Source organism: Morganella psychrotolerans (assembly GCF_001676155.1).
GTDB classification, from domain to species: domain Bacteria; phylum Pseudomonadota; class Gammaproteobacteria; order Enterobacterales; family Enterobacteriaceae; genus Morganella; species Morganella psychrotolerans.
The window spans coordinates 158979-176792 of sequence record NZ_LZEW01000001.1 but is presented as its reverse complement, the minus strand read 5'-3'; the positions used below and the strand labels follow the sequence as shown (position 1 = coordinate 176792).

17 protein-coding genes and 3 pseudogenes are annotated in these 17814 nt (G+C 47.2%); 8 read left to right on the top strand and 12 right to left on the bottom strand.

The features are described from left to right. The first annotated feature begins 183 nt into the window (after nt 1–183). Nucleotides 184–711 carry a hypothetical protein gene (locus tag AYY16_RS00850; protein ID WP_067360809.1) on the top strand — a complete coding sequence of 176 codons (528 nt, stop codon included), beginning with the start codon at nt 184–186 and terminating at the stop codon, nt 709–711. Nucleotides 712–901: 190 nt separating this feature from the next. Here the strand turns inward: AYY16_RS00850 and AYY16_RS00845 are convergent, their stop codons facing one another. From AYY16_RS00845 to AYY16_RS00825, 5 genes and pseudogenes are all read right to left on the bottom strand, one after another. Further along, nucleotides 902–2062: an MFS transporter gene (locus tag AYY16_RS00845; protein ID WP_223861174.1), complete on the bottom strand. Its 1161-nt coding sequence runs from the start codon at nt 2060–2062 to the stop codon at nt 902–904. 350 nt (nt 2063–2412) lie between these two features. Continuing rightward, nucleotides 2413–3261, bottom strand: coding sequence for an alpha/beta hydrolase (locus AYY16_RS00840; protein ID WP_067360804.1), 849 nt, complete (start codon nt 3259–3261; stop codon nt 2413–2415). A 173-nt stretch (nt 3262–3434) separates the two neighbouring features. Continuing rightward, nucleotides 3435–5517, bottom strand: a pseudogene (locus AYY16_RS00835) (TonB-dependent receptor domain-containing protein). Nucleotides 5518–5907: 390 nt separating this feature from the next. Next, nucleotides 5908–6925 (bottom strand): annotated as a pseudogene (galE, locus tag AYY16_RS00830) (UDP-glucose 4-epimerase GalE). A gap of 46 nt (nt 6926–6971) precedes the next feature. Next, nucleotides 6972–7469 carry a hypothetical protein gene (locus AYY16_RS00825; protein WP_067360802.1) on the bottom strand — a complete coding sequence of 166 codons (498 nt, stop codon included), beginning with the start codon at nt 7467–7469 and terminating at the stop codon, nt 6972–6974. A gap of 184 nt (nt 7470–7653) precedes the next feature. Between AYY16_RS00825 and AYY16_RS00820 the strand changes: the two genes are divergently transcribed. Next, entirely contained in the window at nt 7654–8076 is a 423-nt protein-coding gene (locus AYY16_RS00820) for a hypothetical protein (RefSeq protein WP_067360799.1), read from the top strand. A gap of 4 nt (nt 8077–8080) precedes the next feature. Here AYY16_RS00820 and AYY16_RS00815 read toward each other — a convergent pair whose 3' ends face one another. Further along, nucleotides 8081–9385 (bottom strand): uracil/xanthine transporter, encoded by a 1305-nt coding sequence (locus AYY16_RS00815; protein ID WP_067360796.1) that lies wholly within the window; start codon nt 9383–9385, stop codon nt 8081–8083. A gap of 182 nt (nt 9386–9567) precedes the next feature. Between AYY16_RS00815 and ghrB the strand changes: the two genes are divergently transcribed. Next, nucleotides 9568–10545: a glyoxylate/hydroxypyruvate reductase GhrB gene (gene ghrB / locus AYY16_RS00810; protein WP_067364515.1), complete on the top strand. Its 978-nt coding sequence runs from the start codon at nt 9568–9570 to the stop codon at nt 10543–10545. A 420-nt stretch (nt 10546–10965) separates the two neighbouring features. Beyond that, nucleotides 10966–11166, top strand: a complete 201-nt coding sequence (locus AYY16_RS20075) for a hypothetical protein (RefSeq protein WP_156664937.1) — start codon at nt 10966–10968, stop codon at nt 11164–11166. A 58-nt stretch (nt 11167–11224) separates the two neighbouring features. On the opposite strand, the gene AYY16_RS00800 is transcribed toward AYY16_RS20075, so the two are convergent. Further along, a complete protein-coding gene (locus tag AYY16_RS00800) occupies nt 11225–12172 on the bottom strand; it encodes a cation diffusion facilitator family transporter (RefSeq protein ID WP_082970546.1) in 948 nt (315 codons plus the stop codon). 650 nt (nt 12173–12822) lie between these two features. Here AYY16_RS00800 and AYY16_RS00790 point away from each other — a divergent pair. Then, on the top strand, nt 12823–13260 hold the full coding sequence (locus tag AYY16_RS00790) for a universal stress protein (RefSeq protein ID WP_067360788.1): 438 nt from the start codon (nt 12823–12825) through the stop codon (nt 13258–13260). A gap of 86 nt (nt 13261–13346) precedes the next feature. Here the strand turns inward: AYY16_RS00790 and psiE are convergent. Both psiE and eco read right to left on the bottom strand, forming a co-directional pair. Then, nucleotides 13347–13749: pseudogene (psiE, locus tag AYY16_RS00785) on the bottom strand (phosphate-starvation-inducible protein PsiE). Between the two features lie 134 nt (nt 13750–13883). Further along, complete coding sequence (gene eco, locus AYY16_RS00780; RefSeq protein WP_082970545.1) at nt 13884–14447, bottom strand: serine protease inhibitor ecotin; 564 nt, start codon at nt 14445–14447, stop codon at nt 13884–13886. 461 nt (nt 14448–14908) lie between these two features. Between eco and AYY16_RS00775 the strand changes: the two genes are divergently transcribed. Together AYY16_RS00775 and AYY16_RS00770 are read left to right on the top strand one after the other, a co-directional pair. Next, entirely contained in the window at nt 14909–15121 is a 213-nt protein-coding gene (locus tag AYY16_RS00775) for a DUF465 domain-containing protein (RefSeq protein WP_067360785.1), read from the top strand. A 162-nt stretch (nt 15122–15283) separates the two neighbouring features. Next, entirely contained in the window at nt 15284–15532 is a 249-nt protein-coding gene (locus AYY16_RS00770; RefSeq protein WP_067360782.1) for a YecH family metal-binding protein, read from the top strand. A 94-nt stretch (nt 15533–15626) separates the two neighbouring features. Here the strand turns inward: AYY16_RS00770 and AYY16_RS00765 are convergent, their stop codons facing one another. Beyond that, nucleotides 15627–15875, bottom strand: a complete 249-nt coding sequence (locus tag AYY16_RS00765; protein ID WP_082970544.1) for a DinI-like family protein — start codon at nt 15873–15875, stop codon at nt 15627–15629. A gap of 119 nt (nt 15876–15994) precedes the next feature. Between AYY16_RS00765 and AYY16_RS00760 the strand changes: the two genes are divergently transcribed. After that, nucleotides 15995–16342 (top strand): nitrous oxide-stimulated promoter family protein, encoded by a 348-nt coding sequence (locus AYY16_RS00760; RefSeq protein ID WP_067360779.1) that lies wholly within the window; start codon nt 15995–15997, stop codon nt 16340–16342. A 4-nt stretch (nt 16343–16346) separates the two neighbouring features. On the opposite strand, the gene AYY16_RS00755 is transcribed toward AYY16_RS00760, so the two are convergent. After that, nucleotides 16347–16901 carry a GNAT family N-acetyltransferase gene (locus tag AYY16_RS00755; protein ID WP_067360777.1) on the bottom strand — a complete coding sequence of 185 codons (555 nt, stop codon included), beginning with the start codon at nt 16899–16901 and terminating at the stop codon, nt 16347–16349. Between the two features lie 128 nt (nt 16902–17029). Beyond that, nucleotides 17030–17755 carry a bactofilin family protein gene (locus AYY16_RS00750; protein ID WP_067360774.1) on the bottom strand — a complete coding sequence of 242 codons (726 nt, stop codon included), beginning with the start codon at nt 17753–17755 and terminating at the stop codon, nt 17030–17032. Between the last annotated feature and the right edge of the window lie 59 nt (nt 17756–17814).

The window sequence follows — 17814 nt, the reverse complement described above, 5'->3', positions numbered from 1 at the left end:
CCCTGCCCGGCAAAATAAGGAGATAAAATGGAGGATTATGAAGTAATTATGATGAATTGTGCAGGGATTATGATTTCACCGTCAGAAAGGGTAAAACGGATTGTCAGCAGTTCCGGAATGTTTAATGATAGCGCCAACAGCAACACGAAGATTCATTCAAATTAATACAGAAGGAAAATTAACATGAATAAAATGATTGCAGGCGTTATCAGTCTCAGCTTATTAGGCGCAGGTTTTGCAGCAGTTGCAGCACCGGCTCCGGTTAATCAGCAACAGCAAAATACACAGCAGATGAATGATAACGGTAATTACCATCGTGGTAATAATAATGGTTATTGTGATGGTAACGGTGGACGCCACGGCATGATGCGCGGTAACCACAACGGCAATAACAATCACAATGGTCGTGGTAATCATAACAACCGCGCACCGATCTACCAGGCATCACAAACTACCGCCACACCGGGTGAAACCCTGAAAAAAATGATTTCAGATGCCCCGGCCGTGAATAAAGACGGTAAACAATATTATGCACGCGCCAGTGTCCGCGACATGAACAACAACCAGATATACCAATCATCTGTCACAACAGATGCACCAAAAGATGCACTGACAAAAATGGCAGGTGATGTACCGGCACCGGTAAGCGGTCAGCAGTATTATGTCCGCACCAGCATTGTTGAGATTCTGCCGGTTAACACCGCACAGTAATCCACTGATTTAAAAAAAAAACGCCGCATTTATCAATGCGGCGTTTTTTTTGATATATACCCAACGTCATTCAGGATACAGGCAGGCGGCAAGGAAAGACAGACGGGGAGCATACATCAGTATGTGACCCGGCGGGCTTTCCGCAGCCAACACACCTGCAGTTTGAATGAATAAGGGTATAGCAGAGCAATCAGCTTGCCAGAATGTGTGACTTGCGGCGCACTGCTGACAGCAGCATATAAATTGCGGTGGACAACAGGACTATAAAAAAGAAATTCATAATGCCATCAGGCTGTTTCATAAATTGCCCGGCAACCAGCGGACCTGCCGCAGAACCGACGCTGTAACAAAACAGCATAACCTGAGTCGCAGCCACAATCACATTTGCAGTAAGTGCGTCACACGCCAGCGTGATCGCCACCGGATAAAGCGCAAATGAAGACATACCCAGCAATGCCAGCCCGGCAACCATCACCAGATAATGCCCGGAAATATAAATGATCCCCATGGCAAATACGCCAAGCAAAGACACCATTGCCAGCAATAATACTTTACTCATCCGGGAAGATAATTTACTGATCACCGGCTGAATAATCATTCCGCCGAGAATAATTGCCGCCATCAATCCGCCGACCTGCTCTGTATTGTACTGTTTTTCCTGTAACGCCAGCGGCATCAGCCCGTAAATCGTTCCCATCACGATGCCGGATGTCATACAACCGACCATTGCCGGTTTACTCAGCCGAAAAATTTGCTTCAGGGAAAGGTTTTTGTGTCCGCCATGACAGACCGGCTGCGCATCGGAGAACAGCAGTGGCAGAACAGCTATTAACAGTAAGGCGATGACCACTGCAAACGGCACCACACCTGCCGTACCGAACACACCGATAGCCAGTTGCCCCAGTGTGGTTCCGCCGTACAGCGCAGTCATATAGAAACTCAGGCGTTTGGCCCGGACAGCCGGGTTATCACCAATCAGTAACCAGGACTCAATCACCACAAAAATACCGGCAACCGCAAATCCTGCCAGCAGGCGGGATACCAGCCAGGCACTGAGTTCAGTATAAAACGGTAAAATAACGACCGTGGCAGCCAGTGCCAGGGCGAACAGAATAAATGACCGGCGATGACCAATGCGGGCAATAACCGGTTCAATCAACATTGAGCCGAGTAATAAACCGACATAGTAAGCACTGGCTAACCAGCCTGCGTATTCACTGCCGATAGCAAAGCTACCCAGCGACAACGGGATCAGGCTCATCAGATAACCGGATGCAATTGCAAACAGGGTCAGACCCGCGACAGGGATTAACACGCTGTCATGACGCGGTGCGCTGGTACTATGAATCACTGCTCTATCTCCACCTATACCCTTATTCATTCAAACTGCTGGTTCGTTGCCTGCATCTTGAATGACGTTTGGTATAAATAAAAAAAAACCAAAAAAAAATGACGCTGCTTTTTTCTCAGGTTGATCCATCGCCAAAATAGTTAATGGCAGGTGTTGGCCGGAAGCAGTGGATTTATATCAGAAACGCTGCGGAATATAGACTGTTATGAAAGAGAAATGAAATCAAAAAAAACTAATGCTGACGAATAGTTTTTGTCATGCGGGGAGATAACAGGGAAAAATGTGGTTTTCCCTGCCATTAACGATACTTTTAAATGAAAATTAACAAAACATCAACGTAATTTTCGGATTTACGGAAGCTGCAAAATGACCGTATTAATCGCATCAGGAATAACACTGCCGTGTGATTTACCGGCAAAGCTGCGCAACTGACACTGTTTTCCCTGCTGTTGTAATTGCTCACAAACTTCACGCGCCGTAATCTCACTGTAACGGGCAGCAAGATTCTGTTTTTGTTCATCACTCATGCGTGCCGGATCTGGTTTTTCCTCCAGCCCGCCTTGTGTGATGGTCAGGCGGATATCCGGCGAAACTGCCGCAATACGTTCCGGTGTAATATAAGTGCCGTGTCCCCACCAGAGCGAGGGGCTGGCGCTGATATAATCGGTAAAGAGATCCGGCGCTGACATGGCGGTGCGCAATACAAATAACCCGCCCAGACTGTGTCCGAAGAAATATCGCCGCTGGTTATCAACAGAATAGTGATTATTTATCCACGGAATAACCTGTTGGCGGACAAATTGCCGGAAAGCGACTTCACCGCCGCCATCAGCAAACTGCTCACCAGCCGCTGCGGGCGTATAATCCAACGTGCGTGTTTTCGGATAAGCAATATCAGACGGATAACCAATCCCGACCACCAGCGGCAGCGTGCGGATATTCCCGGCGCTGAGCTGATTGAGCATCATCGGAAACTGTCCGTTACCATCCAGCATATAAACCACGGTATAAGCCGCCTGCGGCTGTTTCGGCTGCGCGATATACAGCCGGTAAGCCCGCCCGCTGTTATTCATCTCATGATGCGTCACAGTAAACTGCTGCTCTGCCGCCTCACTCAGAGGTGTTATCTCCTGTGAAGGACGCGCCATCAGCGGAAAAGCCGCCATCAGGCAACTGAGCACAATTACTTTTTTCCACATCACATAACCCCGGAAATTATAAAAAGACACACATCAGCCACATCAGATATTACGCTAGATCATTCGTTCTGTGGCAAGGCGGCAACCGAAAAAAACCGGGGAGCATACACAAGTATGTGACCCGGCTTTTTGAGGGCGGCCAACGCCGCCACAGGGCGAAGGATGACGCGTAATTAGAAGTTGATTTTCAGATTAGCCCAATACCTGCGCCCTTCATCGATTTGCCAGTTGCCATCCTTGCTTATATCATCGCCTTTTTCATTGGCGATATTCAGGACGGCGAGGTTCAGCAGGGCATTTGGCATCACTTTGTAGGTCATTCCCAGATCCATTGTGGTTATACCGCTGCGTTCACGTGGTTGTGATGCCCCATTGCGCTGGGCGGCCCAGATCTGTTTGCCGGTATAATTGGCGCGGGTATAAAAATTAATATCAGGACGGAATTGCCAGTCGAGATTTGCATTTGCGGCATGACGCGGTGTCATTTCCAGTGGCTGACCTTTGAGAGATTGCCCGTTCAGCTTTTCATCATCACTTTTACGTTCTGAGTCTGTAAAGGTGTAATTCATGCCCAGGTTCCAGTCCTGTGCCACCGGAATGCGTGTTGCCATTTCGACACCACGGATATTCGCTTTACCCACGTTATCGTAGATAAACATATTCAGCCCGGTCAGCGGATCGGTTTCACCGGCAATCCGATAACTTGTCAGCTTATTTTTAAATTCTGTATTAAACAGTGTTGCACTGGCAGAAAAACCGGATTCATGGTCATACGCAATACCCAGCTCTTCTGTGACACTAGTTTCCGGTTTCAGGTCGCGGTTACCGTACATAATTGCTGCCCCGCCCTGAGTGGACGTCCCGAAGTTCGGGCTGAGCTCACGCAATGATGGTGCGCGGAACGCTTTCGCCACGCCGCCTTTAATGGTGATTTCATCGGTCAGTTTGTACACCGCATACGCACGCGGATTCCAGTGTTTACCATAAAATTCATGGTCATCCATACGCAGACCGCCGGTCAGCGTCAGAAAATCCGTCATGCTGTATTCATTTTCAATAAACAGTGCTTTTTGTTCAGCCGTTACTTTTTCACTTGCGTAAATTGGCGATAATTTAGTGCCACCTTTTCCATCCGGCACAATAATCGAGTCAATAACAGAGTCATCTTTCAGTTTAGCGTATTGATACTGTCCACCAATAGTCAGTATATTCGATGGCAGAAATGCTGTTATTTTACCATCAACTACCGTATTCGTAATTTCAGGACGACGGGCTTCATATTCCATCAACCATTCTTCACTGTCTTTTGCCTGCTTACCTGAACGGGTTTTTCGAACAGTATTTTCCTGATAAACACTTAATTCACTGTTAACTTCATCAAAATCCCCCTTCCAGGTAAGTGCCCAGTGGTTACGATCATTATGTGTTTCTGATTTTTTTATTAGGTTGCACTTTACCGTCACGGATACTGAACTCATCAATAGATTTACCCGGCGTAGAGGTGTGCTCCTGCGTACTGCGCCCCATTTCGGCTAAGAATTTTTGCCCTTCAACCGGGGTAAACGCCAGTTTGGCAGTGATGTTTTTATCATCACGACGCGGTGTACCTTCCAGTAACTTATCTTCACGGCGATAGTTCATTCCGCCATAAACCTGTAAACCCAGCTTGTCTTTAATCAGCGGACCGGAAACATAAAAATCGGTATTAGCAGAATTTCCGTACTCGTTACTCTCCTGGAGGATGCCGCCCATCCCCATCGAGCCGTGCCATTCTTCGGCAACAGATTTGGTGATGATATTAATCACGCCGCCCATAGCATCAGACCCATAGAGGGATGACATAGGTCCGCGGATAACTTCGATTCGCTCAATAGCTTCAACCGGCGGGATAAAACCGGATTCATAGCCACCGCTGCCGTTCGGACGGGATTCGCGGCTGTTCTGCCGACGTCCGTCCACCATGATCAGGGTGTAATCACCGGACAGCCCGCGGATACTGATATCCGGCTTCATGCTGCCGCCGATAATACTGACGCCTTCCACATCTTTGACGGCATCGTTCAGATTACTGATGGGCTTATTCTGCAATTGTTCTTTGGTGATAACCGTAATGCTGGCAGGCGCGTCACGCATTTCCTGCGCAAAACCGGATGCCGTAACAACAATGGTATCTTCTTTTTTATTTTCGGCGTAAGCCGTGGTGGCTGCGGTCATAACCGCGACCGCCAGTAATGAGCGTTTGAATGAAGTGTGCATAAAAATCCCTGACAAGATTGATATTTTTTATAAGAAATATTAAATGAGAATGATTAATCCTATCATTGATATCCGCCAATGAGAATATAATCAATAATAGTAATTATTATGAAAATGATGATTATTTGATTATTTATCGTTAAAAAAATGAAGAAAATCTGGATGATTGATTAGCGGAAGGAAAAAAATATAAAAAAAAATGCTGTAATTTCGGGTGAAATTACAGCTTTCTAATGAAATACCAATATTAATAATGAGGGATAGTTGATAAATAAAATTAACGCATATACATCAGGGATTTCTGTTCATCACATCAACAACATGTGACTGAACCGACAATACTGACAGCATAACGTATCTTTATCTGTACCCGGCGGATAAATCGTGCGGTCAGTCCGCATACCCCTGAGGATTCTGCAACTGCCAGCGCCAGGCATCCTGTGCCATATCATCCACAGAACGAATCGCACGCCACTGCATGTCACGCGCCGCTTTTTCCGGGCTTGACCAGCACTCGGCAATATCACCGGGACGACGATCACAAATCGCATACGGGACAGGTTTACCCACCGCGTTACTGAAGGCGCTGATCATTTCCAGCACACTGGTTCCCCGGCCAGTTCCCAGGTTATAAATGTGCAGTCCGGATGATTGCGCGACGGTATTCAGTGCCGCCACATGCCCGTCGGCCAAATCCATCACATGAATATAATCACGCACGCCGGTTCCGTCAGGTGTCGGATAATCATTACCATAAACAGAAACTTTCTCACGGCGTCCGATAGCAACCTGAGTAATATACGGCGTCAGGTTATTCGGAATACCGGCAGGATCTTCGCCCATCGTTCCTGACGGGTGTGCGCCGACCGGGTTAAAGTAACGCAGCAGAGAAACAGACCAGGTGTTATCTGCGGTCCATACATCACTGAGAACCCGCTCGGACATGTATTTACTGGTGCCGTAAGGATTGGTGGTATTACCAATTTCAGATGTTTCGGTAATCGGCACACTTGCCGGATCGCCGTAAACGGTTGCTGATGAACTGAAAATAATCCGTCTGACCTGTGCCCGCGCCATGCTGCGCAGCAATACCAGTGTGCCATTGATATTATTATCATAGTATTCAACAGGTTTACTGACAGATTCCCCGACGGATTTCAGACCGGCAAAGTGAATAACGGCATTAATCTGATGTGCGGCAAATACAGTGTCCAGAAAAGCTTCATCACGGACATCACCCTGATAAAAAACAGGCTCTTTCCCGGTGATTGCTTTTATTCTGTCCAGCACTTTTTTTATTGGCATTACACAGGTTATCAATAATAACGGGGGTCATTCCGGCATGAATTAACTGAACACAGGTGTGGCTGCCGATATACCCCATGCCACCGGTGACAAGAATTTCCACATAAACCTCTCAGACTCAATTCTGAATAAAATAATAGACCGCGCCATCAGCGTGGTGGCTGTAATTCAGCCGGAACAGTATCTGCTGTCTTAATCAGGTTAATAAAATCAATGCCTTCCGGACTGAAAATAAACAGCGCGTAATCTGTCGCCATTTTGATTTTGTCATCGCGGGTAATTCCCGGGAAGCCCGGCATTGATCCGCCTTTCTCAACCTGTTTAATCAAACCAACCTGATCAATCATCACGCTACAGGCCAGCTGACCGTTCATCTCTTTTTGATCCATCCGGATCATATCGCCCTGATACGGACGGGAGGTGAAATAATCAATTCCGCCTTTATCCTGAACCGCCACACTGTACTGATTGGTGGATTTATCCAACCGTACCAGTCCGATATTCTGCGCATCGCCACGAACAGGCAGCTTATAAACGCCGGTAAAATCAGGGCAATCTGCCTGTGTCTGTGCCGGTGGCAGAGGTGCGGCACAGCCGCTGAGCAGTATCGGGAGCAGTGCGGTTGCCAGCCAGAGTTTCCGCGTCATAAATATCCTTTTGTCAGTCCATTTTCCGGGTCCGGAACAGACAGAGAGCTTACCATATTTTCGCCATCATCCGGAAAACGGAACCTTTAGCGATGATATTTTCACCTTTTATGGAGTTATCTCATTGAATATACGCTGTTCATTCCCATAATAAGCGGTTCTGCTGTCTACATGGATGTTACTCATGCCTCCTTTCACCCGTTATCTCCCGTTTCTGCCCTTTCTTGTGATAGCCATAATACTGTCTGTTTTTATTTATCAGTTTGCACAGGCTGATTTACAGGGGCGCTACCGGGAAGATAACCGGTTTATGTATTTCCTGCATACCGACAGTGATATCCGCAGTGTGCCGCGTATCTCAGATGATTTTTATTTTGATTATTCGCGGGGTGATAATGACACCACAATCAACAGCATTACCTTCACCGGCACGATACAAACCGATAAAATCGGTGCTTATCTGAACACGCTCGGTTATGAACAAGTCCTGCGCCGCCTCGACGGAACAACGCTTTGGGAGCCACGGAAAGGACGGGGAAAAAGCTATTTCCAACTGGAAACAGATGCGCCCGCAGATGCCGTCCGCCTGACCAAAACCCGGCGCTGACAGACTATTTTATCTTATCCCAGCGCACCAGATTCTCAGACACCACCGCCAGTAAAATAGCGACCAGCATACCGTTTCCGAGCAGCGGACGCAGTAACACAGGCAGGTCAGTGATAAAAACGGCCGGCGGGTTAATCAAAAAAATCCCGGTAAACAGCGGCACAGCAAGACGATAAATATTACGCGGATTGAGAACCGTTTTATCGACAAACGAAAGCGCCGAAAACAGCAGCGGCAGATAAGTTGCCAGCATCACTGCACTGCCTATCGCCAGCGGCAGCCCGCTGAAAAAGATCGTCAGCGGCGTAATCAGCCCCATCAGCAGAAACAATCCCGCGCCGACGACCAGCGAAGTCCGGCTGCTGTCATTGGTCTGGGTAATTAATCCGACCGATGACACAAAGGGCGCAAACGGCACGACCGCCAGCGGTGACGTCAGTAATGTCACTGTGCCGGTCACCATAAAACTGCGCCGGTACATTTTGCTGTTCTCCTGCAACCGGTCCATGTAAAACACATCCGTCGCACGAATAGCCCCGAAGGTGTTACTGATATTCAGCAGACCGGTCAGAATACAGGTGATAATCACACCCCAGCGCAATTCAAACCCGGTTGTGCCCCCCAGCGGCAGTAACTGCCACGTACCGGAAGCCACATCCCCGGCAGGCGGCGAAAATAGCAGCGCATACGCGCCCCAGCCCAGTAACACACCAATCAGTAAAGCATATTTTGCGACAGACGCAGGTGCATAGATAATCAGCCCCAAAACCAGGAACAAGGTCGCCAGCGCAAAGAAAAAGACCGGGTAATTCACACCGGCATCCGGCGGCATAATCCCGAATGGCAGCCCCAGCATCCCTTTAAGAAAAATAGAGATAAGCTGTGCGCCCATCATAAACATAAACACCGCCATGACGGTCGGGGTAAAAATACGGGCGATCCGCGCCCCGGCTCCGGTTATACCAATCACCAGCGTGATAAGTCCGGCGCAGGCAATACCGATAGCTATATTTGCCCCGGTCACACCCGCTGAGGTGCCGAAAGAAGCTTCTGCTACGGAGATCCCCAGGATTGTCGCCCACCACAGCCCTGTCGGTCCTTCCATAATCGCCCGCTGGTGCCCGGCAAATACCTGAACCAGGCTGCCCAGCGCCGTGGCAATAAAACTGTATTGTGTGATTGTCAGTGTCACCGCGTCAGAAAGATTAAACGCAGATTGCAGCGTCGGCGGGATAAGTACCGTGTTGCAGAAAATAAAGAAATACCACTGAAAACCGGAGAGCCAGTGGTCTTTGTGCATTTTAATCATGAGGTAACGCCTTTTGAATAGATACCCAACGTCATTCAGGATGCAGACAAGCGTCGTTCCGCCAACGAACCTGCAATTTGAATGAATAAGGGTACAAAACCGGAATTATTTTTAGTATCGTGATAATGATCATACTATCAAAATCCCGTAACCTTGTGGATTATTCCCCCAGTGAGGTAATAATGAAACCATCCGTCGTTGTTTACCGCGATATTCCTGATGATTTACTCGCCCGCCTGTCTGCTGAATGTGATGTTCACCGTGTCCCGGAGATTGACCCCTATATCGATCCGTCCGTAAAACCCCTGCTCGCGCAGGCGGATGCTATTCTCGGCTCCGGCGGCAAGATTGACGCCCGTTTCCTGGCAATGGCACCCAAGCTGCGTGTGGCATCCACCATCACAGTCGGGTATGACAATTTTGATGTCAGCGCCCTGAATGAACACAGTGTCGTTCTGATGCACACTCCGGATGTACTGACCGAAACGGTCGCTGATGCCACGATGGCACTGGTGCTGGCGACTGCGCGGCGGATGATTATCAGCTCAGAGCGGGTGAAACGCGGAGAGTGGACACAGAGTATTACGCCGGACTGGTACGGGTGCGATGTTCACCACAAAACCATGGGGATCGTCGGTATGGGGCGCATCGGTGATGCCCTTGCCCGCCGCGCGCATTGCGGATTCGGTATGAAGATCCTCTACAATGCCCGCTCCCGCCATGAAAAAACAGAATGCGCGTATCAGGCACAATACCGGTCATTGGATGCCTTACTGTCAGAATCAGATTTTGTTTGCATCACGCTGCCGCTGACAAAAGAGACACATCATCTGTTTGGTCGTGAACAATTTGAAAAAATGAAACGCAGCGCCATTCTGGTGAATATCGGACGCGGCGCGGTTATTGATGAAGCCGCACTTGCACAGGCGCTGGCAGATAATACGATCCTTGCCGCCGGTCTGGATGTCTTTGAGCAGGAACCACTCTCCCCGGACTCCCCGCTGCTGTCTGCGCCAAACGTGGTACTGATGCCGCATATCGGCTCGGCAACACATGAAACCCGCTATGCGATGGCGGCCTGTGCTGTCGATAATGTGATCCGCGCCCTGAACCGGGATATCAGCCAAAACTGCGTCAATCCGCAGGCATTGCAACACTAATCAGCCCCTGCTTACACAGCAGATTATTGTTGCCGGATAATCTGCTGTCCCGTCACACTTTAAACAACTTTAAGCAACTCTCCGGAAATGATAATTTCCATAATTATCAGATAAATACGATAGTATTCATCTCCGATATCGTTTGATCTATACACTATATTCGGGATACGGATATTCAAGAATAGTCACGACAATGTATTAAAGGTCAGCGTATGAAAAAAAATCGGATTACCGCTTCTTTGTATTCCTTTGTTGCTTTTTGGTTTGTTTCTGTTCTTTCATGAGACAGGAAGGATTATTTATCATGAATCAGATACTTACCGCTATTATCTGTATACCGACAGCGGTATTCGTAATGCTCCGCGGATAACGGATAATTATCAGTTTGAGTATATTCCGACGGAAGGGTCTATTTCAGAAATGAGCAGCATTGTGTTCCGTGATGCCGGGGATTCCGCCCCGCTGAAAAATTACCTGAGTAATGCCGGGTATTATCTCTACCGGATCCAGGATCAGGGACGGGATGAAATCTGGCTGTCAGCTCAGAATAATAAAGCACTTTATTCTCTGCGCTGGGATAAACAGTCCGGGCTTATCCGCCTCTCCAGCGGCTCGCTGTAAAGCACACAAAAAAGGCGCACGTAAAGGTGCGCCTTTGATTTCTTACCCATGCCGGATATCAGGTTGTCAGCCCTGCACGGACAGATTGTGCGGGGTCAATATGTGTCATCACACTCAGAATTTGCGGGTCGCGCCGGATATTCATTTCTGCAGCAATGGCAATCTCATGACCCTCTTTGACCGTCAGGTTTTCATCAATCTCAAGGTGCACATCCACCAGCAGATAATCCCCGGACTTGCGCGTTTTCAGATCATGAATACCTTCCACGCCGGGCGTCGCCATGACGGATTCGGTAATTTTTGCAATCGTCTCTTCATCTGCGCCGCGATCCATTAAATCCTGGAGTGATTGCAGCGTAAATTTGATCCCCATCCGCATAATAAACAACCCGACGACCAGGGCCGCTATCGGATCCAGAATCCGGTATCCCAGCAGGCTGCCGGTGATACCAATCGCCACCACCAAAGATGACGCCGCATCAGAGCGGGCATGCCAGGCATTCGCTTCCAGCATATTGGACTTCACTTTACGCGCCACATATAACATGTAGCGGAACAAGCCCTCTTTTGCCATCAGCGCCAACAGCGCCACATATAATGCCACTGAATGAACTTCCGGAATCGTTTCCGGGGACATAATACGCGAACCGGCTGTCCACAGCATACCGCCGCCAACGACCAGTAACAGCACACCCAGCACCAGCGAGGCAACATTTTCATAGCGGAAATGCCCGTACGGATGATCTTCATCCGGCGCTTTACGGCTGCCCCGGTTGGCAATCAGTACCACAAAATCCGCAATCAGGTCAGACAGGGTATGAATGCCATCTGCAATCAGGCCCTGCGAATGAGAAAATACCCCGATAACTATCTGCCAGACAGACAAAATCGCGTTCACCCAGACACTTATCCAGGTACTTTTTTTAGCCGCAGCAAATTTCATGTCCTGATTAATCACAGGGGTCTCAGCTGTGATTTTATCCGCATGTACAGGTGTATTTGACATAATTTAATTCCACATTAATTTTGTGGTTAATAGTTCCGGTAAACGGATACGATAAATTAATACTATTTAAGTTCAACCGGCAGACTTATGCCGTTCTTCAGAACAAAAATAAAAAAATCACAGATAACAATGCAATATAAGAATAACGGCACGCCGCTTTTTGTATCAGATTTTACGGTAAACAGTATGCCACAGCAATTCAAAAACGTCTCCAATTTTATGATTTCATTTGGTTTTTACAATTGCGAATCATTATTCTTATCGCTTTTAAAAACGATTATTCCGACTGTTCCGCTGATGTATAGTTTCTCTTTTTTTAATTTATTCTTCTTTTATTAAATCTGATTATCCTGAAAATAAACGAGAGTTATTTTCATTTCATAAATTAAATAAGCTGGCACAATGATCACAACATATCTGTTCATTTTTTGCCATACTAAGATATACCCAACGTCATTCAAGACGCAGGTTCGTTGGCTACAGTTTGAATGAATAAGGGTATATACCCAACGTCATTCAAGATGCGGGAAGGCGGCAAGGGAAGATAGATGGGGAGCATACATCAGTATGTGACCCGGCTGGCTGAGTGCAGCCAACGAACCTGCAGTTTGAATGAATAAGGGTATAGAGTTCAATTAACAGGAGGCAATATGTACAACACGATTCTGGTTCCTATTGATATTCTGGAAGATGACCTGACCGATAAAATGCTGCCCCATGTGGAAGCACTGGCAAAAATTGATAATCCGAAAATTCACTTTTTGACCGTAATCCCGAATGTGGAAATGTTTTTTGGTGTGGAATATGCCTCACTGCCGGTCAGTCTGCGTGAATCCGGCGAGCGTATTGAATTAGCACTTGCTGCGTTGCAGGACTTACTGAAAGATATTTCTGTCCCGGCACGTCAATACACACTGCACGCCGTAATCGGCTCGGCAAAAAATGAAATTCTGACTTATGCCAAAGAGATTAATGCTGATTTAATTCTGATGGGCTCTCACCGCCCGGATGCCGCAACGTTTCTGCTCGGCTCAACGGCCTCAGGTATTGTCCGTCACGCCAAAACCTCTGTAATGGTTGTCCGGTAAACCCGGATAAATAATCCTATACCCGACGTCATTCAAGCTGCAGCCAACACACCTGCAGTTTGAATGAATAAGGGTATAAAAATAACTCAGGCACGTTTTAACTTATCTGTATTCGCCAGATATAACGCCACGATCAGTACCAGTATTGATAATGTATGCAGGAATGTTGCCATTGCATCCGTATGATCAACAATAATCAGACGCACCATCGCCGTGATCCCGATGTAAATAAAATAGCGCAGCGGAAAATGATAGCCGGATAAAAAATACTTTACAATCAGGGCAATAAACTCGAAGTACAAAAAAATATGTCACAATACTGTCTAATAACAAATAGGTTGTTTTTTCCTGTACGGAAAAGACTAATCTCATCAGCGTCAGTGTCTCTTTTCCCATAAAAATAATCAGGAGTACGCCGAGCATCAGCAGTGCGATATTTAATATCCATTGCAAAACAGTGGCAATCTGGCGGGATGGCTGGAATTCCATAATTAGTGTCTCTGTAAAAATAGCATCAGTAAGACCCACAAAGAGTGAGGTATTTAGTGTACGACGAAATCATTACAGAACAGAATAAAAAAAACACGGCCGAAGCCGTGTTTCTGAAGAGAAGACTAATACCGTTATTTCGCTGGTGCGTCCGCTAACTGGTTATCCGTACTCCAGATGCGATATTTAACATCCACATCTTTCGGCGCATAAACCACGACCGGCAGACGGCTGTTGTAACGGACAAACGCTTCATCGCCCATATTGGCGCTGACAAATGCTTCGCGTTTTTCATTGTTCAGGCAGCCCATCATCGTGGACATCGGCCCGGTTAATGCGCTGGTTTCATAATAATCATAGCCAAAACCTTCAACCGTTTTTTGTGTCAGGCTGGCGCCGAACCACTGATGATTACAATCCACCATCTGTTTTTTCCCGACCACGAGTTCAATTTTGTACAGCCCTTCATCGGCTTTCGGCTCAACCGCAATCACATGGCGAACCATATCAGATGCAGCCTGCGGGAAATGTTTCAGTTCACTCATCCCGTTGTCGGTTTTAACTTCAATCAGTGGCACGGCTTTCGTTGTGTCAGTTTTCACAATCTTCATTGGCACCTGTGTCGTTGATTTTGTGTCTTCCGCATAAGCGCCGGCGGCAACAAGCATCGCCATCACAGGAAGAATTAATTTTTTCATCAAGTAATCACCTTATTTTGTACGTACATTTAATTATGAACTCATCTCATAATTTTCATACTAACTGATAAGAACATTATAATAAGCATTAGTTCATTGCCAGACGAAAAGACAGATTATTCTTATAATCCAGCGCATAGTAACGACAAAAAAATAACAAAACCAGTGTATTAAACCAATGGATATCAATCCGACTATTGACCGCATCAATGCCATCAAAAATCCTATACCCAACGTCATTCAAGATGCAGGCAGGCGGCAAGGGAAGATAGACGGGGAGCATACATCAGTATGTGACCCGGCTGGCTTCATGCCGCCAACGAACCTGCAGTTTGAATGAATAAGGGTATATAGTGTAAATATGCCATTATGATCACGATTATAACCACATGTTCCATGCAATTCAGTGCGCGTTTGTTATACTGAAAAGGTTACATTCCCCGTCAAACAGGAGGTTTTATATGCCATTTGATCAACAAGCCCTTATTGCGCAGCTTAAAGACTCAAATCCTCGTTTTGCCGCACTGTACCTGAAGCATCACCAGTTGAATGGTGAAATTGCTGAGCTCGAAGGCCCGAACGGCGCAGGATACAACGATAGTGTTGCCCGTCTCAAAAAAGAAAAATTGCATGCTAAAGATGAGATGCAACGAATCCTGGAAACGTGCCGGTAATTTCACTTCACTGACAGATAACGCCTGTCACAGGCGTTATCTTATGTCCCCGGTTTCACTCTCTGCTTTACACCTGATCTCACAATAAGCTGACCTGACGCAACCTATTGCGCCCGAAAAGATGCATAATATTTACATCTTTAATAAACAACCGGGGCTATTATGTCTGAGAAACCATCCGTTCATGGTCATGAAGTAATGAATATGATCATCGACAACGGCAAAAACTACACTACAGAATCACTGATTGCGGATATCCATGCGACATTTGGCGCAGAGACACGCTTTCATACCTGCTCTGCCGACAATATGGATGCAAAAGACCTGGTCAGTTTTCTCGCTGCACGCGGAAAATTTATCAGTAATGAAGAAGGGTTCAGCACGTCAGCGGATAAAATCTGTAACCACTGATTTGTAACCACTGAGTGATATGAAAAAATCGCTATCACCTCAGAAAACACAAAAAATGAGGGGATAGCGTTTCCTCTGACAGGAAAAAGAAGGGTTATTGTGCGTTTTCTTCGCCCATCCAGCTGTCGTCTTCCCAGATATTCTGAATGGTATCCATCAGTACCTGTTTTTCATCAGCCGATTTCATACCGGAGATATTGATAGTGGTCTGGCTGCTTTGCCCGATACGAAATTGCATCTCCGGATATTCCGGCAGGATCAGACGTTTTAACTGCACTTCAAGTGATTGGAGTACATGCTCAGGCACCGCATTCCGTTTATCTAATAAGATTTCAATACGCATGATGCTGCTCCCATAAACTGTATGCATATACAGTATTTTATTTTGAAATAAAAAGAAAGCTAATTTTAAGCATATTATTAAAATTTATTATTTCGTTGCTGCATGAAAGAGGAAAAACGATGTCCGGAAAACGTATTTCGCGGGAGATAGAGACGGTTACCCGCATGGTCGCGCTTTATGAGCGCAAACATCCGGCACCGGCAGACGCGCCTGAGTATTACAGTGAACTGCTGATTTATGCAACGAAACGTCTGGAGAAATGCCGCTACGGGGAAGATAAACCCGCCTGTAAACAGTGCCCGGTTCACTGTTATCAGCCCAAGCCACGGGAAGAGATGAAAGTGATTATGCGCTGGGCAGGACCCAGGATGCTGTGGCATCACCCGATCCTGGCTATCCGGCATCTTATTGATGATAAAAAACCGGTTCCGCCCCTGCCGCCCCGCATCAGGACGCCCCGCGACTGATATCTCAAGCCTGCTGTGCGCGGTAATCTGCCTGTGAGATCTTATACAGCACATGCGTTTGCAGCGGATGCCCTTCTGCCAGCACCGGATGAGCAAAATCGCGCTCATAGTGCATACCAATTTTTTCCATCACCCGGGCTGAAGGACGGTTAACACTTGCGGTGAATGCCACAATTTCCGGCATATCAAGCTCAGTGAAGGCATGATGCAAAACTGCTTTTGCGGCTTGTGTCGCATATCCTTTACCCTGAAACTGCTTTGCAAGGCGCCAGCCAATCTCCGTGCACGGGCTGAAATCAAACTGTAACTTCGGAATATTCAGACCGGTGAACCCGGTAAACGCCCCGCTGCTCTTTTCTTCAACCGCCCATAATCCGAACGTATTCTGTTTCTTAAAACGGCGGATAATTTCATCTGCCAGCGCATCACTTTCCGCGCCACTCAGACAGGCAGGAAAAAACCGCATCACATCCGTGTCACTATTCAGTGCACGGAACGGCGCATAGTCTTCCGGTTTCCACGGACGCAGGCGCAAATCAGGTGTATCAAGAATAATCATGGTTTCCTCCGGTGATGGTGTAAATAAAACCTACCGGAGAAGTATACCCGTCATACTTCAGGATGCACGGGTGTTGACTGCATCCTGAATGACACCAAGTATAGTCAATTAATGCACAATTGACGTAATCACACGTTTTTAAAGACAGACGGCACCTTCTGCGGCTCTTTGCCTTTAGCGGCAGAGGGCTGCTGAGATGATGATTTTTGCGGCTCAGGTGCTTTTGTCTGCTGCGGTTCCTGCTTTTGTTCCTGTTTCAGATCCAGTACCGGTTCAGATACCGCCTGCACTTTAAGTGGCTCAGGACGGGATGGCTGTGGTGCTGCCGTTGTTTTACTTCCCGCAGGGGCAACATAGGGTTCGGACTGACCGATAAAAATCCCGCCTTTGCGGATAGAGAAATTAGATGCGCGGCAGATACCGTTCAGCTCGCCGTGCTCCAGGATCTCCAGTTGCTCCACACTACAGGTGCCGCTCAGTACGCCGTCAATCAGCAGTGTTTCTGCAATGATATCGCCATCCACCACACCGGACTGCATAATACTGACGGTTCCGGAACGGGCTTTAATCTGACCTTTAATTTTACCCCAGATTTGCAGATTGCCGCTCAGATCGATATCCCCGGTCAGGCGGGTTTCTTTGCTGATAACGGTTGGCTGGCGGGATTCAAGGGAAGCCAGCGGACGCGGCTGTTTTTCATCACCACGGACTGACAGTAACTGAGAAATTTCATTTGCCTGGGCATTAATCTCTGCCGCTTTTTTCTCTTCAGCTTCTTTGGTTTTCTGTACGGGGACGGCTACGGCGGCTTGCTCATCCGCCTGAGTTTCAGCTTGTTTTTTCTTTCCGAACATGGATTTTTTCCTTTTCCTCTTCGAGATAACCATAATGAAATAGATAACTGCGACGATAC